This window comes from Lyngbya sp. CCAP 1446/10, assembly GCF_026130175.1.
Lineage (GTDB): Bacteria > Cyanobacteriota > Cyanobacteriia > Cyanobacteriales > Microcoleaceae > Microcoleus.
Genome location: NZ_JAIGNI010000037.1, coordinates 16,169 through 31,836, shown reverse-complemented (window position 1 = coordinate 31,836; position 15,668 = coordinate 16,169). Strand labels below are relative to the sequence as shown.

13 protein-coding genes are annotated in these 15,668 nt (G+C 46.3%); all 13 read left to right on the top strand.

The window, feature by feature from the left end; translation table 11 throughout:
• Nucleotides 1-139: 139 nt before the first annotated feature.
• The 13 genes from K4039_RS16535 (at nucleotide 140) to K4039_RS16475 (ending at nucleotide 15,541) form a co-directional block, all read left to right on the top strand.
• Nucleotides 140-2,467, top strand: coding sequence for a tyrosine-protein kinase domain-containing protein (locus K4039_RS16535; protein ID WP_265236635.1), 2,328 nt, complete (start codon nucleotides 140-142; stop codon nucleotides 2,465-2,467).
• Nucleotides 2,468-3,004: 537 nt separating this feature from the next.
• Nucleotides 3,005-4,372, top strand: a complete 1,368-nt coding sequence (locus tag K4039_RS16530; RefSeq protein WP_265236634.1) for an NAD-dependent succinate-semialdehyde dehydrogenase — start codon at nucleotides 3,005-3,007, stop codon at nucleotides 4,370-4,372.
• Between the two features lie 139 nt (nucleotides 4,373-4,511).
• Nucleotides 4,512-6,149, top strand: coding sequence for an acetolactate synthase large subunit (locus K4039_RS16525; RefSeq protein WP_265236633.1), 1,638 nt, complete (start codon nucleotides 4,512-4,514; stop codon nucleotides 6,147-6,149).
• Between the two features lie 283 nt (nucleotides 6,150-6,432).
• Entirely contained in the window at nucleotides 6,433-6,570 is a 138-nt protein-coding gene (gene rpmH / locus K4039_RS16520) for a 50S ribosomal protein L34 (protein ID WP_006632320.1), read from the top strand.
• A gap of 42 nt (nucleotides 6,571-6,612) precedes the next feature.
• Nucleotides 6,613-7,017: a ribonuclease P protein component gene (gene rnpA / locus K4039_RS16515; RefSeq protein WP_265236627.1), complete on the top strand. Its 405-nt coding sequence runs from the start codon at nucleotides 6,613-6,615 to the stop codon at nucleotides 7,015-7,017.
• Entirely contained in the window at nucleotides 6,989-7,381 is a 393-nt protein-coding gene (locus K4039_RS16510; RefSeq protein ID WP_265236625.1) for a PH domain-containing protein, read from the top strand. Before rnpA ends, K4039_RS16510 begins: the two co-directional genes overlap by 29 nt.
• A 203-nt stretch (nucleotides 7,382-7,584) precedes the next feature.
• Nucleotides 7,585-8,733, top strand: a complete 1,149-nt coding sequence (gene yidC / locus K4039_RS16505) for a membrane protein insertase YidC (RefSeq protein WP_265236623.1) — start codon at nucleotides 7,585-7,587, stop codon at nucleotides 8,731-8,733.
• An 11-nt stretch (nucleotides 8,734-8,744) separates the two neighbouring features.
• Nucleotides 8,745-9,218, top strand: a complete 474-nt coding sequence (locus K4039_RS16500) for a R3H domain-containing nucleic acid-binding protein (protein WP_265236621.1) — start codon at nucleotides 8,745-8,747, stop codon at nucleotides 9,216-9,218.
• 216 nt (nucleotides 9,219-9,434) lie between these two features.
• On the top strand, nucleotides 9,435-9,947 hold the full coding sequence (locus K4039_RS16495; RefSeq protein WP_265236619.1) for a DUF177 domain-containing protein: 513 nt from the start codon (nucleotides 9,435-9,437) through the stop codon (nucleotides 9,945-9,947).
• A 360-nt stretch (nucleotides 9,948-10,307) separates the two neighbouring features.
• On the top strand, nucleotides 10,308-11,816 hold the full coding sequence (locus tag K4039_RS16490) for an AAA family ATPase (protein ID WP_265236617.1): 1,509 nt from the start codon (nucleotides 10,308-10,310) through the stop codon (nucleotides 11,814-11,816).
• A 313-nt stretch (nucleotides 11,817-12,129) separates the two neighbouring features.
• Nucleotides 12,130-12,606, top strand: a complete 477-nt coding sequence (locus K4039_RS16485) for an SH3 domain-containing protein (protein ID WP_265236616.1) — start codon at nucleotides 12,130-12,132, stop codon at nucleotides 12,604-12,606.
• Nucleotides 12,607-13,147: 541 nt separating this feature from the next.
• Entirely contained in the window at nucleotides 13,148-13,324 is a 177-nt protein-coding gene (locus K4039_RS16480) for a hypothetical protein (protein ID WP_265236614.1), read from the top strand.
• Nucleotides 13,325-13,714: 390 nt separating this feature from the next.
• Nucleotides 13,715-15,541: a peptidoglycan-binding protein gene (locus K4039_RS16475; protein ID WP_265236612.1), complete on the top strand. Its 1,827-nt coding sequence runs from the start codon at nucleotides 13,715-13,717 to the stop codon at nucleotides 15,539-15,541.
• Nucleotides 15,542-15,668 lie beyond the last annotated feature (127 nt).

The following is a 15,668-nucleotide window of genomic DNA, read 5'->3' as shown; positions in this document are numbered from 1 at the left end:
TTGAATAGACTAGCGCTAAGACCTCAGAAACCCGGTTTCTACAAAAAATTTCGGTTTGGTAACGATATATGTAGAAATCAACCGGGTTGATGAAACCACGCCGTACAGACGTTTAAAATGATCAGTTGTAGTAAAAAAAATGAAACCAGATAAAAATTCTCAGTTAGCACTGTTTAATCACAATAAAAAAGCAGCAAAAACGCCAAAAATATCTTCTGTACTTGATCAAGATGATATTTTTTTATACCGGGAACAAAGAGAGGCAGAACCCCTAGGTTTTTGGGAAGTTAGCCGCAGTCGATCGCTCTTAGTGATCGCCGTCGCAGCCGCAGTGACTACCGGGGTTTTTGCCTGGACGCTGAATCAAAAAAGCGAGTACGAAGGACGCTTTCAATTATTAGTAGAACCCGCAGTTACGCAAAACAGTTTAGCAAAAATCTACTCCGGCGAACTAAAACTGCAACCAGGGAATCCCGCGACGCCAGAAAGTCCAGCTTTTGACTACGAATCGCAAATTCAAGTTTTGAAAAGCCCGCAAGTAATGTCGCCGATTATTAAACAGTTGCGGGCTAAATACCCAGAAATAAATTACAACTACCTGTTGAACCAAAAAGCCGATAATTTGCCGTTTGATCAGGAAACCAAGCTGTCAATTAATCGGTTCAAGAATACCAAAATTATCGAAGTTAGATATCGGGATTATGATCCGAAAAAAATTCAGTTTGTTTTGGAAAAAGTTGCACTAGGCTACCGCAACTACAGCGTGCAAGATACCAGAACTCAAATTAGTCAGAGTCTGGATTTTGTGAAATCGCAAATTCCCAACCAGCAAAAGCGCCAACAAGCTCTGCAAAACGAAATTCAAAAATTGCGGCAGCAGTACAATTTCATCGATCCGCAAATTCAAACCCAACAACTCGCACAACAAATCACTCAACTTCAATCGCAACGATTGGACGCTCAAACGCAACTAAATCAGCAGAATTTTCTCTACTCTAACCTGCAAAACCAGCTAGGATTGAACCAAAAACAAGCGCTGATGGCTTCGGCTCTAAGTCAAGCACCTCGCTATCAAGGAATGCTGACTCAATTGCAGCAACTAGAAGGGCAAATTGCGATTAATTCGGCTACGTTTACCGATCAAACTCCGCAAATGCAATTGTTGCGAGAACAGCAGAAAAACCTGATTCCTTTGTTGAAAAAAGAAGCTGAACAGGTTTTAGGAACGGATTTAGGTAAGGTGAATTCCCAAGTGCTGGCTTTTCAAGATCCGGTGCGGATTAAGTTAATCGAAAAGTTTATTGATACCGCTAATTCTATTCAGGTGCTGGGAGTGCGGAATCAAGTTTTGGAACAAGCTACTAAGCAGTTGAATCAATACTCTCAAGGATTCCCGGTGATTTTGCGGCGCTATGGAGATTTGCAGCGGGAGTCGGAGTTGACGAATAATACACTGAATAGTTTGTTGGCAAAACAGCAAACTTTGCAGCTTGAAGCTGTGGGTAAAAAAGAGGTGGCTTGGGAAGTTATTGCTAAGCCGGAAATTCCGCGCTACAAAAATGGTGAGTTGATGGCTGTTGCTCCGATTATGCCTTTGAATTTGGCTTTGGGGGGATTAGTGGGTCTGGTTTTCGGTATGTTGGCGGCGCAGTTGGCGGAACGGTTTAATAATAAAACTGTATTCCAGACTCCAGAGGATGTCAAACATTCGATTCGCCTGCCTTTGTTGGGGGTAATTCCTGCTAGTGATAAAATTTTGAGACTTCCGCCTGCGGAGACAACTACGATTGATGTGGGAAGTTCGCCGATGCCGACGGATGCTTTTCAAGAGGCTTTTCGATCGCTCAATGCTAATATTCGGTTGCTAAACGTTGATACTCCGATCAATTCTTGTGTAATTACGTCTTGTCAAGTGGCTGATGGTAAGTCTACTGTGGCAGTAAATCTGGCGCGGGCGGCGGCTGCAATGGGCCAGCAAGTGCTGTTGGTGGATGCGGATTTACGCAGGCCACAGGTGCACGAAATGCTCGGTTTGCCCAACTGGCAAGGCTTGCACAATGTGATTGCTGAGGATTTGGATGTGCAAGAGGTGATTTTGCGATCGCCCCGCGATGAAAACCTGTTTGTGTTAACATCAGGCCCGGTTCCTCCCGATCCGACAAAGGTGCTTTCTTCCCGAAAAATGCAGCATTTAATGGCTGCTTTGGCAAGTCATTTTGACTTGGTTATTTACGATACTGCACCGCTTTTGGGTTTGGCGGATGCGAATTTGTTGGCGGCTCATACTAACGGATTGATGCTGGTGGTGGGGCTGAATCAAACTGAGCGGGAGGCGCTGTTGTTGGCTTTTGAGGATTTGAAAATGGCGGGGATTCCGCTGTTGGGAATGGTAGCGAATAATGATAAGGGCAGCAGGTATTACTATCAGTCTTACGTGCAGAATTACATTGAGGAAAAGTCGGTTTAGGAGATAGGACGTACGGTTGAAACCGCGTCTACACACACGAAGCAGACGGCGGTTGAAACCGCGTCTACACACCGAAGCAGACGGCGGTTGAAACCGCGTCTACACACACGAAGTCCGCCTCCGCGGACTGAATAAAATAACGTAATAACTGGTTCCCAGGCTAAGAGCGAAAGGAATCGAGATTCTTATGCTCTGCCTCGCTTAGGAAAATGGAAATCGAGGCAGAGCCTCCGGATCTGCGTTACTTTCGCTCTTGGCCTGGTAACGAGTAATAGATGATCAAGGTTCGATCGCCATTCTGCAAAGGTATTCGATCGCAAACATAAACTTTAAAAACAAAATTTCTTAAGATTTGTGATTAATACCTTGCACTATAATGAAAAGTTGAGAGATTTAAACACATCCCGGCACTTACAAGTTAGCAAAACCTAAAAGTATGGCTGGTAAATCCAAATTTTGCAATACATCAATACGACTCCCTATGCTAGCTTAAAAACTAGAATAGAGTTTTGTATTTTTTGAAATGGAGATGAAACAATGGCTATTGCTACTATCAACCCGGCAACGGGAGAAACGCTGAAAACTTTCGAGCCGATCGCCGATGAGGCCATTGAAGCTAAGCTGGAATTAGCACAGCAAGCTTTTAACAAGTACCGCTACCTGCCGTTTGAGCAGCGATCAATCTGGATGCAGAAAGCTGCGGATATCTTGGAGCGCGATCGCGAAATTTACGCCGAAATGATGACGCTGGAAATGGGTAAAACGCTCAAATCGGCGATCGGCGAAATAGAAAAATGCGCCTTAGTTTGCCGCTACTACGCCAAAAATGCCGCTCAATTTATGGCAGACGTACCCGCAACCACCGACGCTAGCAGCAGCTTTGTCCGTTACCAACCGCTGGGGGCTATTTTAGCCGTCATGCCCTGGAATTTCCCATTTTGGCAAGTTTTTCGGTTTGCCGCACCGGCGCTGATGGCGGGCAATGTCGGCTTGCTCAAACACGCTTCCAACGTGCCGCAGTGCGCCTTAAAAATCGAAGAAATTTTCGCGGAAGCTGGCTTTCCCGAAGGAGTTTTTCAAACTTTGTTAGTGGGAGCCGACAAAGTAGCTAAGATAGTTGCGGATGATCGCATCAAAGCAGCAACTCTCACCGGTAGCGAACCAGCGGGGGAAAGTTTGGCTGCAAATGCGGGCAAAAATCTCAAAAAAGTAGTGTTGGAATTGGGAGGAAGCGACCCATTTATTGTAATGTCTAGCGCCGATTTAGAAGCAGCTTTATCAACAGCAGTCACATCGCGGATGCTGAATAACGGCCAATCTTGCATCGCCGCCAAACGCTTTATTTTAGTAGAAGAAATCGCTGACGAATTCATCAAAGGATTTATCGAAAAATTCGAGCAATTAAAAGTAGGAGATCCGATGTTGCCCGAAACCGATATCGGCCCTTTAGCTACCCCAGCAATCCTCAAAGAATTGGACAATCAAGTGCAAACCTGCATCAAATCGGGAGCAAAACTGCTGACAGGCGGCCGGCCATTGTCAGAGAATGCCGGCAATTTCTACTTACCAACTATCCTGTCAGATATTCCTGCGGATGCTGCGGCGCGCCAACAAGAATTTTTCGGCCCGGTAGCCTTAGTATTCCGGGTTGCAAGTATTGATGAGGCGATCGCCCTAGCTAACAGCACATCCTTTGGCTTGGGTGCAGCAGCTTGGACTACAGTAAGAACAGAGAGCGATCGGTTTATTTCCGAACTAGAAGCCGGCGCCGTATTCATTAACGCCTTAGTCAAATCCGACCTCAGACTGCCCTTTGGCGGCATCAAACGCTCCGGTTACGGACGCGAATTGAGCATCCAAGGAATTCACGAATTTGTCAACATCAAAACAGTGTGGGTAAAATAAACAAAATTTGATAAACTGTTCGTCAAAACATAAATTAATCTGCGTCAATCCGCGTTCATCAGCGGTTAAAATTAATTTAGTATTTTGACGAAAAGTTTGTCAAAAATCACCACTACACTTAAATAGGAAAAAAACCGAAATGAACACTGCTGAATTACTCGTAAAATGTTTAGAAAACGAAGGCGTAGAATACGTTTTTGGACTGCCTGGGGAAGAAAATTTAGAAGTTCTAGAAGCCCTAAGAAAATCTTCAATTAAATTTATTACTACTCGCCACGAACAAGGCGCGGCTTTCATGGCAGACGTTTACGGCCGCCTCACCGGCAAAGCCGGCGTTTGCTTATCCACCTTGGGCCCAGGAGCAACTAACTTAATGACAGGAGTTGCTGATGCTAACTTAGACGGCGCTCCTTTAGTAGCAATTACCGGACAAGTCGGCACAGACAGAATGCACATAGAATCGCACCAATATTTAGATTTGGTCGCTATGTTTGCACCAGTTACTAAGTGGAATGCTCAAATTGTTCGCCCCGGTACGACGCCAGAAATTGTCCGCAAAGCCTTTAAAGTTGCTCAAAGCGAAAAGCCGGGAGCAGTTCACATTGACTTGCCAGAAAACATCGCAGCAATGCCTGTGGAAGGAAATCCGCTCACTAAAGACAACCGCGAAAAAACTTTTGGCGCTTACCAAAGTTTGAATAAAGCCGCTGTGGCAATTTCTAAGGCAAAAAGTCCTCTGCTTTTAGTGGGAAACGGTACGATTCGCGCTAACGCCAGCGATGCTTTGACAGAATTTGCTACTCGATTAAATATTCCGGTAGCTAATACTTTTATGGGCAAAGGTGTAATTCCTTATACTCATCCTTTGGCACTTTGGACGACGGGATTGCAAAAACGGGATTACATTAGCTGTGCTTTTGAAGAAACGGATTTAGTGATTGCTGTTGGCTATGATTTGATTGAATATTCCCCGAAAAAGTGGAATCCTGATGGCAAAATTCCGATTATTCACGTGGGAGCTCTGCCAGCAGAAGTTGACAGCAGTTATATTCCGATTGTAGAAGTTGTGGGGGATATTTCTGATTCGCTGAATGAAATTTTGCAGCGTGCCGATCGCATGGAGAAAGTAGACCCTTTTGCGAAGCAATTGCGGGCGGATATTCGCGCTGGGTACGAACAATATGCAAACGATGATGGTTTCCCGATTAAGCCACAAAAAATCATTTACGATTTGCGGCAAGTTATGGGCCCGGAAGATATTGTGATATCTGATGTGGGTGCTCACAAAATGTGGATCGCGCGGCACTATCATTGCGATCGCCCGAATACCTGTTTAATCTCCAACGGATTTGCGGCGATGGGCATTGCTATTCCGGGCGCGGTGGCTGCAAAACTCGTTTATCCCGATCGCAAAGTAGTAGCAGCAACGGGCGACGGCGGTTTTATGATGAACTGTCAAGAGTTAGAAACTGCGTTGCGGGTGGGTACTAATTTTGTTACTCTCATCTTTAATGACGGCGGCTACGGGTTAATTGAATGGAAGCAGGAAGATCATTTTGGTCATTCAGATTTCATCAAATTTGGCAATCCCGACTTTGTGAAATTTGCCGAAAGTATGGGTTTAAAAGGCTATCGTGTGGAATCCGCCACCGATTTTATTCCTATCCTGAAGGAAGCGCTGGCTCAAGATGTCCCCTGCGTGATTGACTGCCCGGTAGACTATCGGGAAAATGCTCGTTTCAGTCAATTATCTGACGATATGAGCTGCAATATATAAGTTAGGAAACTGGCATTTTTGTGTTCGCCTAAATCAACATAGTTCAGTTACCTGAAATCCTCTGTATTTCAGGTAAAGGACACTCTTCGACAATTAATTGAGAACCGCTATAGCGTCTGCTCTTTATTTAAATTAGTTGTCTTTGTCCTTCCCTAAAAACAACAAGATTAAAGCATCATCATATCACTAATTGAAAAAATATTGCCAAGAAAACAAGTCTATGGTATACTAGAAGATTGTGAATATTAATCAAAAGTAAAGTAACAAGCCGGGAGAAATCGAAATGACACAGCAAACCCTGCACGGAACCAGCCGCAAAAGAAAAAGAACATCCGGTTTTCGCGCCAGAATGCGCACCGCCACCGGTCGATTGGTAATCAAAGCCCGTCGCAGCAAAGGTCGCCACCGCCTCGCAGTCTAGCACTGCACTGTTGGTTGAAAAGCCCGATCGCACGCAGCCGCCATGTTGCCTCCTACAAACCGACTCAAGCACCGCAAAGACTTCAGCGCCGTCTACCGCAAGGGAATGCGCCGCAACTCCGCTCATTTCAGCTTAAGAGCTCTGCGTAAACCCAAAAGCGTCGAAATCAGCAAACCGACAGCCGAGAAATCGTTGCAGCCGACTCGCACAGGCATTTCTATCAGCCTGAAAGTCAGCAAGCGCGCTGTAGTCCGCAACCGGATTAAGCGCCAGATTCGCGCTGCTTTGCGACAGCTATTGCCCCGATTAAAATTCGGGTGGGATTTAGTAATTGTCGTGCGTCCGATCGCACAAGAGTGCAATTATGCAGAAATTCTGCAAGAATTAGAGCAGTTGTTGGTAGAAGCCGAGGTACTAGATGGGAATTCGAGAGGAAGTATATTATGAAGGCGGCCCCGCGCCGGGAGACTTGATTATCAACTTACTCCTGGGGCTGACTGTCGTGGGAATCCCCCTCGCAGTAGGAGCAATTGTCCGGGCTCTGTGGCTGCGCTACCGGATCACCAGTCGCCGAGTGTCCGTAACTAGCGGTTGGATGGGGCGCGATCGCACAGATGTTATCTACTCCGATATAGTCAAAATGGTCACAGTACCTCGCGGTTTCGGGAGTTACGGAGACATGGTGCTGACAATGAAAAATGGCGGCCGCTTGGAACTCAGAGCGATGCCGAAATTTCGAGCCATGTATGACTACATTAACGAAAAACTGCCCGCAGCCGCTCAAAAAGCCAACGCGGCCAAAGCAAAATAACCGAACCGCTTTCACCCTGATTAGAGACCCAATTCAGTGCGAGTATTGGCAAACTTATTGCAAAAACCCGCAGGCCGGGCGGTCGATCGACGGGCAATGTCCTAAGATGTAGACAAAAGCCTAAAAGTTGAGGCGCCCCGTATCCAGCGGATGTAATTCGTTCTCAACAGCAAACATAGAGCACCTAAATTAACTCAAAGCGAATGGATTTTGGTATCTCGTTTCTTTCCAACAACCTCATGCTGCCGATCCTAGATTTTTTCTACGGGATCGTGCCAAGCTACGGTTTAGCGATCGTATCTCTGACGCTCGTGATTCGCTTTGCTCTTTATCCTCTCAACGCAGGCTCTCTTCGCAATATGCGACGCATGAAAGTAGCGCAGCCGTTGATGAAAGAGCGAGTAGATCAAATTCAAAAACTCTATAAAGAAAATCCTGCCAAACAGCAGGAGGAAATGAGCAAGGTATACAAAGAATTTGGCAATCCTTTAGCGGGATGCTTCCCGTTGGTGCTGCAAATGCCAGTGCTGTTTGCACTGTTTGCAACGCTCCGAGGTTCGCCGTTTTCTGACATAAATTACAGCGTCAACGTTCAAGTTTTGCCCAAAGAACAAATCGAAGCTGTTCAACCGCAAGCTTTTGCTACACCGCCCCAAAATATTTACGTCACAGGTACTTTTCATGCTCCAGTTGTGGGCGTGATTCCAGGCGGCGACAAACTCGCAGTCGGCGACACAACCAAAATTGATTTTCAAACCCCAGAGGGCAAAGCTCTCCAAGCCTTAGCGGCCGAAAAAAAGAGCGAAATTGATTTTGTTCCTAGCTGGAAAATCATCAAAGGCGAAGAATTCGTCAAGGTAGACGAACAGGGCAACATTGTGGCTTTAGCGCCCGGTGAAGCCACAGTTCAAGGCACAATCCCCGGATTGGCGACTAACAAAGGATTCCTGTTTATCGAAGCTCTCGGCCGCGTTGGCGCGATCGACCCTGACGGTAAAATCCACTGGGATATTTTGGTGATGATCCTGGGCTTCGGCATCAGTTTGTATATCAACCAAACTCTTTCGGGACAAGCACAAGGGCCAAACGACAATCCCCAACAGGCTACAATCAACAAACTGACGCCTGTCATATTTTCGGGGATGTTTTTGTTCTTCCCGCTGCCCGCTGGCGTGTTGATGTATATGCTGATTGCTAACATCTTCCAAACAGTTCAATCGTTTATTTTGTCCAAAGAACCGCTGCCCGAAAACCTCCAAAAAATCGTGGACGAAGCAGAGGCGAAAACCCAAAAAGAACAGGGATTAGATGCACTTCCCTTTGAACCCAAGCGTTCTAAGAAAAAGGCTTGATTTTAACAAAAATGAAAGAATCTCAAATGCAGGGCGGACAGCAATGGTTAGAAGAATTGCTACAACTGTCCGCAATTCCATCAAACGTGGTAAGCCAACAGCAAGATGATTGCTATTGGATGACGATCGATCAAAGTAATCTGACTCCAGAACAAATTGCGATCTTAGTCGGGCCAGACGGTAATGTACTAGATGCCATTCAGTACCTCTGCAACACGGTTGCGAACATAGCTCACGAATCAGATGAACCGATTGCTTATACAGTCGAACTGAACGGCTATCGCATCCGCCGCCAAGAGGAATTGCGATCGATGGCAGAGTACGCAGCAGAGCAAGCGCGATCGACGGGAGTTGAAGTTGAACTCAAATCGCTGTCTTCGGCAGAACGTCGCCAAGTCCACAGCTTTTTGAGCGAATGTGAGGATATAGAAACTTACAGTCAAGGACAAGATGCCGATCGGCGTTTGGTAGTGCGGCGGCGCTGACGTTCATTCAGTTGATAGTTGACAGCGACCTCTACCTAGAAGGAAGAGGATTCGAGTAATGAATAGTCTGATTTTAATTTATCCCGATCAGGCTTCCGGCTTTAAACCAATTCTTTCTGGGAAAAAAGGAAAAAGGAAAAAGGAAAAAGCCAAAAATTAGCTATTCCTTTTGACTTTTGCCTTGAGACGACGAGAATAAAACGGCAAAAGATGATTATGGAGACAATTTATATCCCTCATCTACTCACAAAAACCGAGCGGAAAGAGGTCATTGATTTTGAAGAAATTATCCCCGATTTAGAAACTCTTACTCCGGTGCGGGGGCGACTGCAAGTTACTCACCAAGGGAATTTCCTTGAGGTGAAGGCGAAAGCAGAAACAATTGTCACTCTCACCTGCCACAGATGCTTGAAACAATACAATCACCGTTTGAGACTCCAATCATCTGAAATAATTTGGCTCGAAGAAAAACCGAATCAGCATGATGCAAGTTCAGGAGAATTTGAAATTGATTTAGAAAATTTGGTGGAAAATTTGTCGCCTACCGACTCTTTTTCTCCAAGTGATTGGGTGTATCAGCAACTGTGTTTGGAACTGCCACACAAACAGCTATGCGATACTAAATGTCCGGGAATAGATTTCAATGAGGATGCAGAGACAGAAAGCTCAGAAACAATCTCTGACAGTCGCTGGGCATCTTTGGCAGCACTTAAACGGCAATTGCCTTAGTCAGTTGTCATTAGTCAGTTGTCATTAGCTAATGAGGTATTTCAGTTTTGCTTTTACACGCGAGTGCGAACGTCCCCGATCGCACTCAAACAAAAAATATTTTTACTCTCCGAAACAAATGCTTTCATAGCTACCCACTAACGAACGGTGGAATAACGAGTGCAAAAAAATAACACCACCTAGCAACCGATGACTAATAAGTAATGACGTTTCCGAGCGGGGACTAATGACTAATGACTAATGACTAATAACGGAAAACGAGCAGGGATAGCACTAATAACTAATAACTAATAACTAATAAGTAATGACTACTGACTACTGACTAATGACTACTGACTACTGACTACTGACTAATAACTAATGACTATTTTTAGCGACGAGTTTGAACTGCTGCTACGATCGCGCTACCCCCTAATTTACATTCCCACACGGGAAGAAGAGCGCGTCGAAGTGGCGATCGCCCAATGTGCCAAAAAACAAGGTGCTCGCGCCGTCTACATCTGGGATTTTGTTGACGGCTACCAAGGCAATCCCAACGATGCCGGTTTTGGCAAACGCAACCCACTACAAGCTTTAGAATTTCTCGAAAAATTGCCCGCATCCGCGCCAGCGATCTTTATTTTGCGAGACTTTCAGCGGTTTTTAGAAGATGTTTCAATTTCCCGCAAGCTGCGGAATTTGGCGAGACTCCTCAAATCGATGCCCAAAAATATTGTCATCGTATCTCCGATTACTTCGATCCCAGAAGACCTTAGCGAAGTAATCACAGTTTTGGAGTTTCCCCTGCCTGCGGCGGCGGAAATCAGAATTGAGGTGGAAAGACTGTTAGGAGCTACCGGACAAGCCATAGAAGGGCGTTTGCTGGACGAAACGGTGCGCTCCTGTCAAGGGCTGTCGATCGAACGAATTCGCCGAGTTTTGGCAAAGGCGATCGCCACCAGAGGCGAACTCCATCCCGACGACGCGGAACTAATTTTAGAAGAAAAACGCCAAACAATCCGCCAAACTCAAATTCTCGACTTTTACCCAGCCCGCGAAAACATCTCCGATATCGGCGGTTTGGACAATCTCAAAGAATGGCTGCTGCGGCGCGGCGGTGCTTTTTCCGATCGCGCCCGCCAATACGGTTTGCCGCATCCCAGAGGTTTGTTGCTAGTCGGAATTCAAGGCACCGGCAAATCCTTAACTGCAAAGGCGATCGCCCACCACTGGCATTTACCCTTGCTACGGTTGGATGTCGGGCGCTTGTTTGCCGGGTTAGTCGGGGAATCGGAATCCCGTACCAGACAAATGATTCAACTAGCGGAAGCTTTAGCGCCTTGCGTGCTGTGGATTGACGAGATTGACAAAGCTTTTTCGGGATTAGACGGTAAAAGCGATTCCGGGACAACCAGCCGCGTGTTCGGGACTTTTATTACTTGGTTAGGCGAAAAAACTTCGCCAGTTTTTGTCGTCGCCACAGCCAACAATATCCAGTCTTTGCCGCCGGAAATGCTGAGAAAAGGTAGGTTTGACGAAATATTTTTTGTGGGTTTGCCGAGTCAGGAGGAACGGCGGGCGATTTTTGAGGTACATTTGTTGCGGTTGCGATCGCACATCATCAAAAATTACGATTTAGAGCGCTTGGCTTACGAAACTCCCGATTTTTCAGGAGCGGAAATCGAGCAAACTTTGATTGAAGCAATGCACATTGGGTTTAGCCAAAATCGAGATTTCACCACAGATGATATTTTAGAATCAGCTAGTCAGATGGTGCCGTTGGCCAGAACAGCTCAAGAACAAATTCAGTTTCTCCAAGATTGGGCTGCTGCTGGGAAAGCTCGCCTTGCTTCCAGATACGACAGTTTGAGCCGCCGGATTCAAGGATAGTCGATCGAAGACATTGTGCAGAAAGTATTCGGCATTCGATCGAAGCTGAAATTTTCCTCCCAGAGTCTATCCCGCCCAGCCCAAATTTCCCGATTCCCGATTTTCCCGATTCCGTCTTCCGTCTTCCTTCTTCCTTCTTCCTTCTTCCTTCTTCCTGATGACTACTGACTACTGACTACTGACTACTGACTACTGACTAATGACTACTGACTACTGACTACTGACTTCTTCCGTCTTCCGTCTTCCTTCTTCCTTCTTCCTTCTTCCTTCTTCCTTCTTCCTTCTTCCTTCTTCCTTCTTCCTTTTTCAATTTATGAACAGTGTATATAGCGTCTTCAAATTTTTAGTGGGTTTTCTGCTAGCGATCGTCCTAATGGCAGGCGCTAGCGTGGCGGCTGCACTTTACTTTGCCGCTAAGCTGAGCACAACCCCCGAAAGACCGATTTTTTCCAACGACAAAACAGCAGTTCAGATTGCCGGCACTGGGGCGAAGTCAACAGGCCAGGCTAGCCCAGTTTCTACGTCTGATGATGCTGCGTCTAGCGATGCCCCGTCTCCTAAACCCCTGGAACCGGGAGCTTACCGTGCTCTGGTTACTCAGCCGATCGGCTTAATTCTGCGGGATAGTGGCAATCGAGACTCGAACCGTATTGGCGGTGTTGGTTACAAGGAAAAAGTTGTAGTTTTGGAAGATTCGCCGGACAAAGAGTGGCAGCGAATTCGGGTTGAGGATGGCAATCGCGAAGGTTGGGTGAAGGGCGGCAATACCGAAAAAGTTGAGGGCGAATAGGACTTCAGGCTCAAATTATGTCCTGCAAAATAACCATTATCGGTTTGTATTGACAACTTCAGTCCTCTGAGTTTTACTAGACTTGAATTGCCAGCATTCGCAAAATATCTGGAAAAGCATCTGCGTTAATCTGCGTTGATCTGCCTTAATCTGCGCTTGGTCGATCGATCAAAAATTTATGCAATCAGTCTCATGTTAATCTCCGGCTTCAAAAATCCATTATCACATTTTATCCTAAAAGTCAAGTTAAATTTATTTACGATATTGGGAATTACAATCTGAGACGCTGAGACTGTGGGTGTGATCGCCCCAGCAAAATCCTAAATTCGACATAAAAGCCCAGCAGAGAAAGGGTTTTAATAGCTAAAACTTGACAGGGAAACGGAAAGATACATAATTTAAACTTATGTTATTAATAAGAGTATGTTAAGAAACTTAGCAAAATTTTAAGCTTAGTTGCAAAACTGAAGGGTTTCTCACCGCAGTAGAAGCAAGAGTGGTAGCTTTGATCACAAGATCTAAGTTTTAAGCCATAAAAAATATGTACGACAAACGTCCCGATCGAGATTTGGCGACTGCTGCTGTAACTGCGGCTTTAGGAGCTGGGGTGGTCACTTCTTTTGCAGTCAGTAGAGGACAAAACCCGCTGGTAGCCTTGGGAATTACTGTTTTTGCAGCGGGAGTAGCTTTGATTTGCGATCGGTTTGGCTTAATTTAAGTGAATGTCCCATTTTTACAGATTAGTTAACCAATAAAATCCCCATCCTGTTTGCAACGAGCAAGGGTGGGGATTTTTAGTCGATCGTCAATCATTAATATTTTTATATAAATAAATTAATTTTTAGCGAATAATACGCAAAAACTGTTGATTTTTTTCTCATGAAGGCTAAGATGTGGCTGCAAACTATTTTTCTGACACTCGCGTCTTGCTAAACAGCGATGCTATCTTGGTTGTTGCCTGTAATTATTTTTGAAGGTAATTTTTTTTCAGAAACGGGTGCTTCGTGCAAACAGGTAAACATTAGCCTTGATAGCTCCTGGGCGGCTCACAGCTCAGCTTGAGTTTGCTCGTACATCACAGCCACAAACAATTTCACACTAAAAATTTATGGAATCCCTCGCCTACCTCGAACTTGCTCTTGTTTGCGAAGCACCCGCAGAGTCGAAAATTTTTGATGGGCCAAAGTGGCAAAATCGATCGAGTTACACTTATGTTCGTTTGTTATCTCTGGCTTTGATGCTGTCGGTTTTAAGTGCGGCCGGTTCGGCTTTTGCTCAAATAGATCCTGTTAGTCCAGATGTGCGCTCTGTTCAAGACAGGTTGCGGGATCTCGGTTATTTTCCCCGCTCTTCCACCGGTCAGCTCGGCCCAGTAACTAGACAAGCTCTGACTAACTTTCAACGAGACTATCAACTGTCACTGACTGGTCAGCCCGATCGCGCTACGGCGATCGCTCTCAACAGTTTAGCCCAGGACGATCGACCTTTTAAAACTACTTATACAAACTATAGCTATACCGAGCTCAGTTTTGGAGACACCGGTGCAGAGGTTTCGGCCCTCCAGCGCAGGTTGCGGCAGCTAGGCTACTTCAACACTCATCCCACAGGAAATTTTCGCGAAGTTACTGTCCGTGCGGTGAGATATTTCCAGCGAATTAATGAGCTGCGGGTGACTGGAGTTGCTGATAGGCAAACTTTAGCTTTGCTGTTTGGCTCCATCGGGCCGATTCCGCCCGCTACGCCTCCGGGGAATATTGCGGGAAATGGTGGTTGCAAGGGGCTGCGGTTCGGCGACAGAGGGGCGACGGTAGACTTGATCCAGCGGCAGTTAAAAGCTTTAGGCTATTTTGAAGGTGGCGTTGACGGCAAGTATCGGGAACGCACTCTCTACGCTGTAACTCGTTTTCAGCAAGATTTCAATCTGGTTTCTGACGGCTGCGCTGATACTGCTACTTTGACGGCTATCGATGCCCAGATGAGGGCTAATCAAATTACCTCATATCCTGGGGAAAATGACGAGCAGAGTAATGCTGGAGATTTTCTGGAGTTGGGCGACAGAGGCCGAGAAGTAGAATTTGTGCAGAGGCGGCTGCAACAATTGGGTTATTACAGAAGCCAGATTCACGGTTGGTTCGATCGACCAACTCAACAAGCTTTGATCCGGTTTCAGAGAGATTGCGGGATGTTCGGGACAGGGCGGGTGGATCGCAGCACTCGATCGGCTTTGCGGCAAGGCAACAGGCAGGCTGCATGGGAAAATGACGAGCAGAGTAATGCTGGAGATTTTTTGGAGTTGGGCGACAGAGGCCGAGAAGTAGAATTTGTGCAGAGGCGGCTGCAACAATTGGGTTATTACAGAAGCCAGATTCACGGTTGGTTCGATCGACCAACTCAACAAGCTTTGATCCGGTTTCAGAGAGATTGCGGGATGTTCGGGACAGGGCGGGTGGATCGCAGCACTCGATCGGCTTTGCGAGAAGGCAACAGGCAGGCAACAAAGGCGCAGCAGCCAGTCGCAACGGGTATCCGGCGGGGTGATACAGGGCCTGCTGTCCTACAGCTTCAATCAGCGCTCAGAAGTCTGGGTAAAAATCCCGGCCCGGTGAACGGAGTATTTGGAGCCGAGACTGAATGGGCGGTGCTGTCGTTTCAGCAGGAACGCAATTTGTCGCCGGCGACGGGTATTGCCACTCCGGCAACTTTGGCGGAGCTCCAAAACGGATTGGCTCGACGGTTGGCTGTTCCTGCTGTTCCGATTAGCAGCACTGTCAATTCTCGATCGAGCATTCAGCAATTACAAACGCGGCTGCAAGGCCTCGGCTTTTACACAGGCTCAGTCAGCGGAGTTTTTGATGCTCCGACGAGAGACGCGCTCGATCGAGCTCAGCGCAGTTACGGCGTTAGCAGTGACGATTTGTTGAGCCAAACTTTTTAAGGACTTGCGGACGCTACATCAAACAAATCGGGTTTCTCACTTCCGAGTCATTCGTGAAATGATGTATTTTCCTTGAAAAACCGGTTTCGGCGTAACTGCGATCGCACTTGCGCCGATTTTTTTGTTA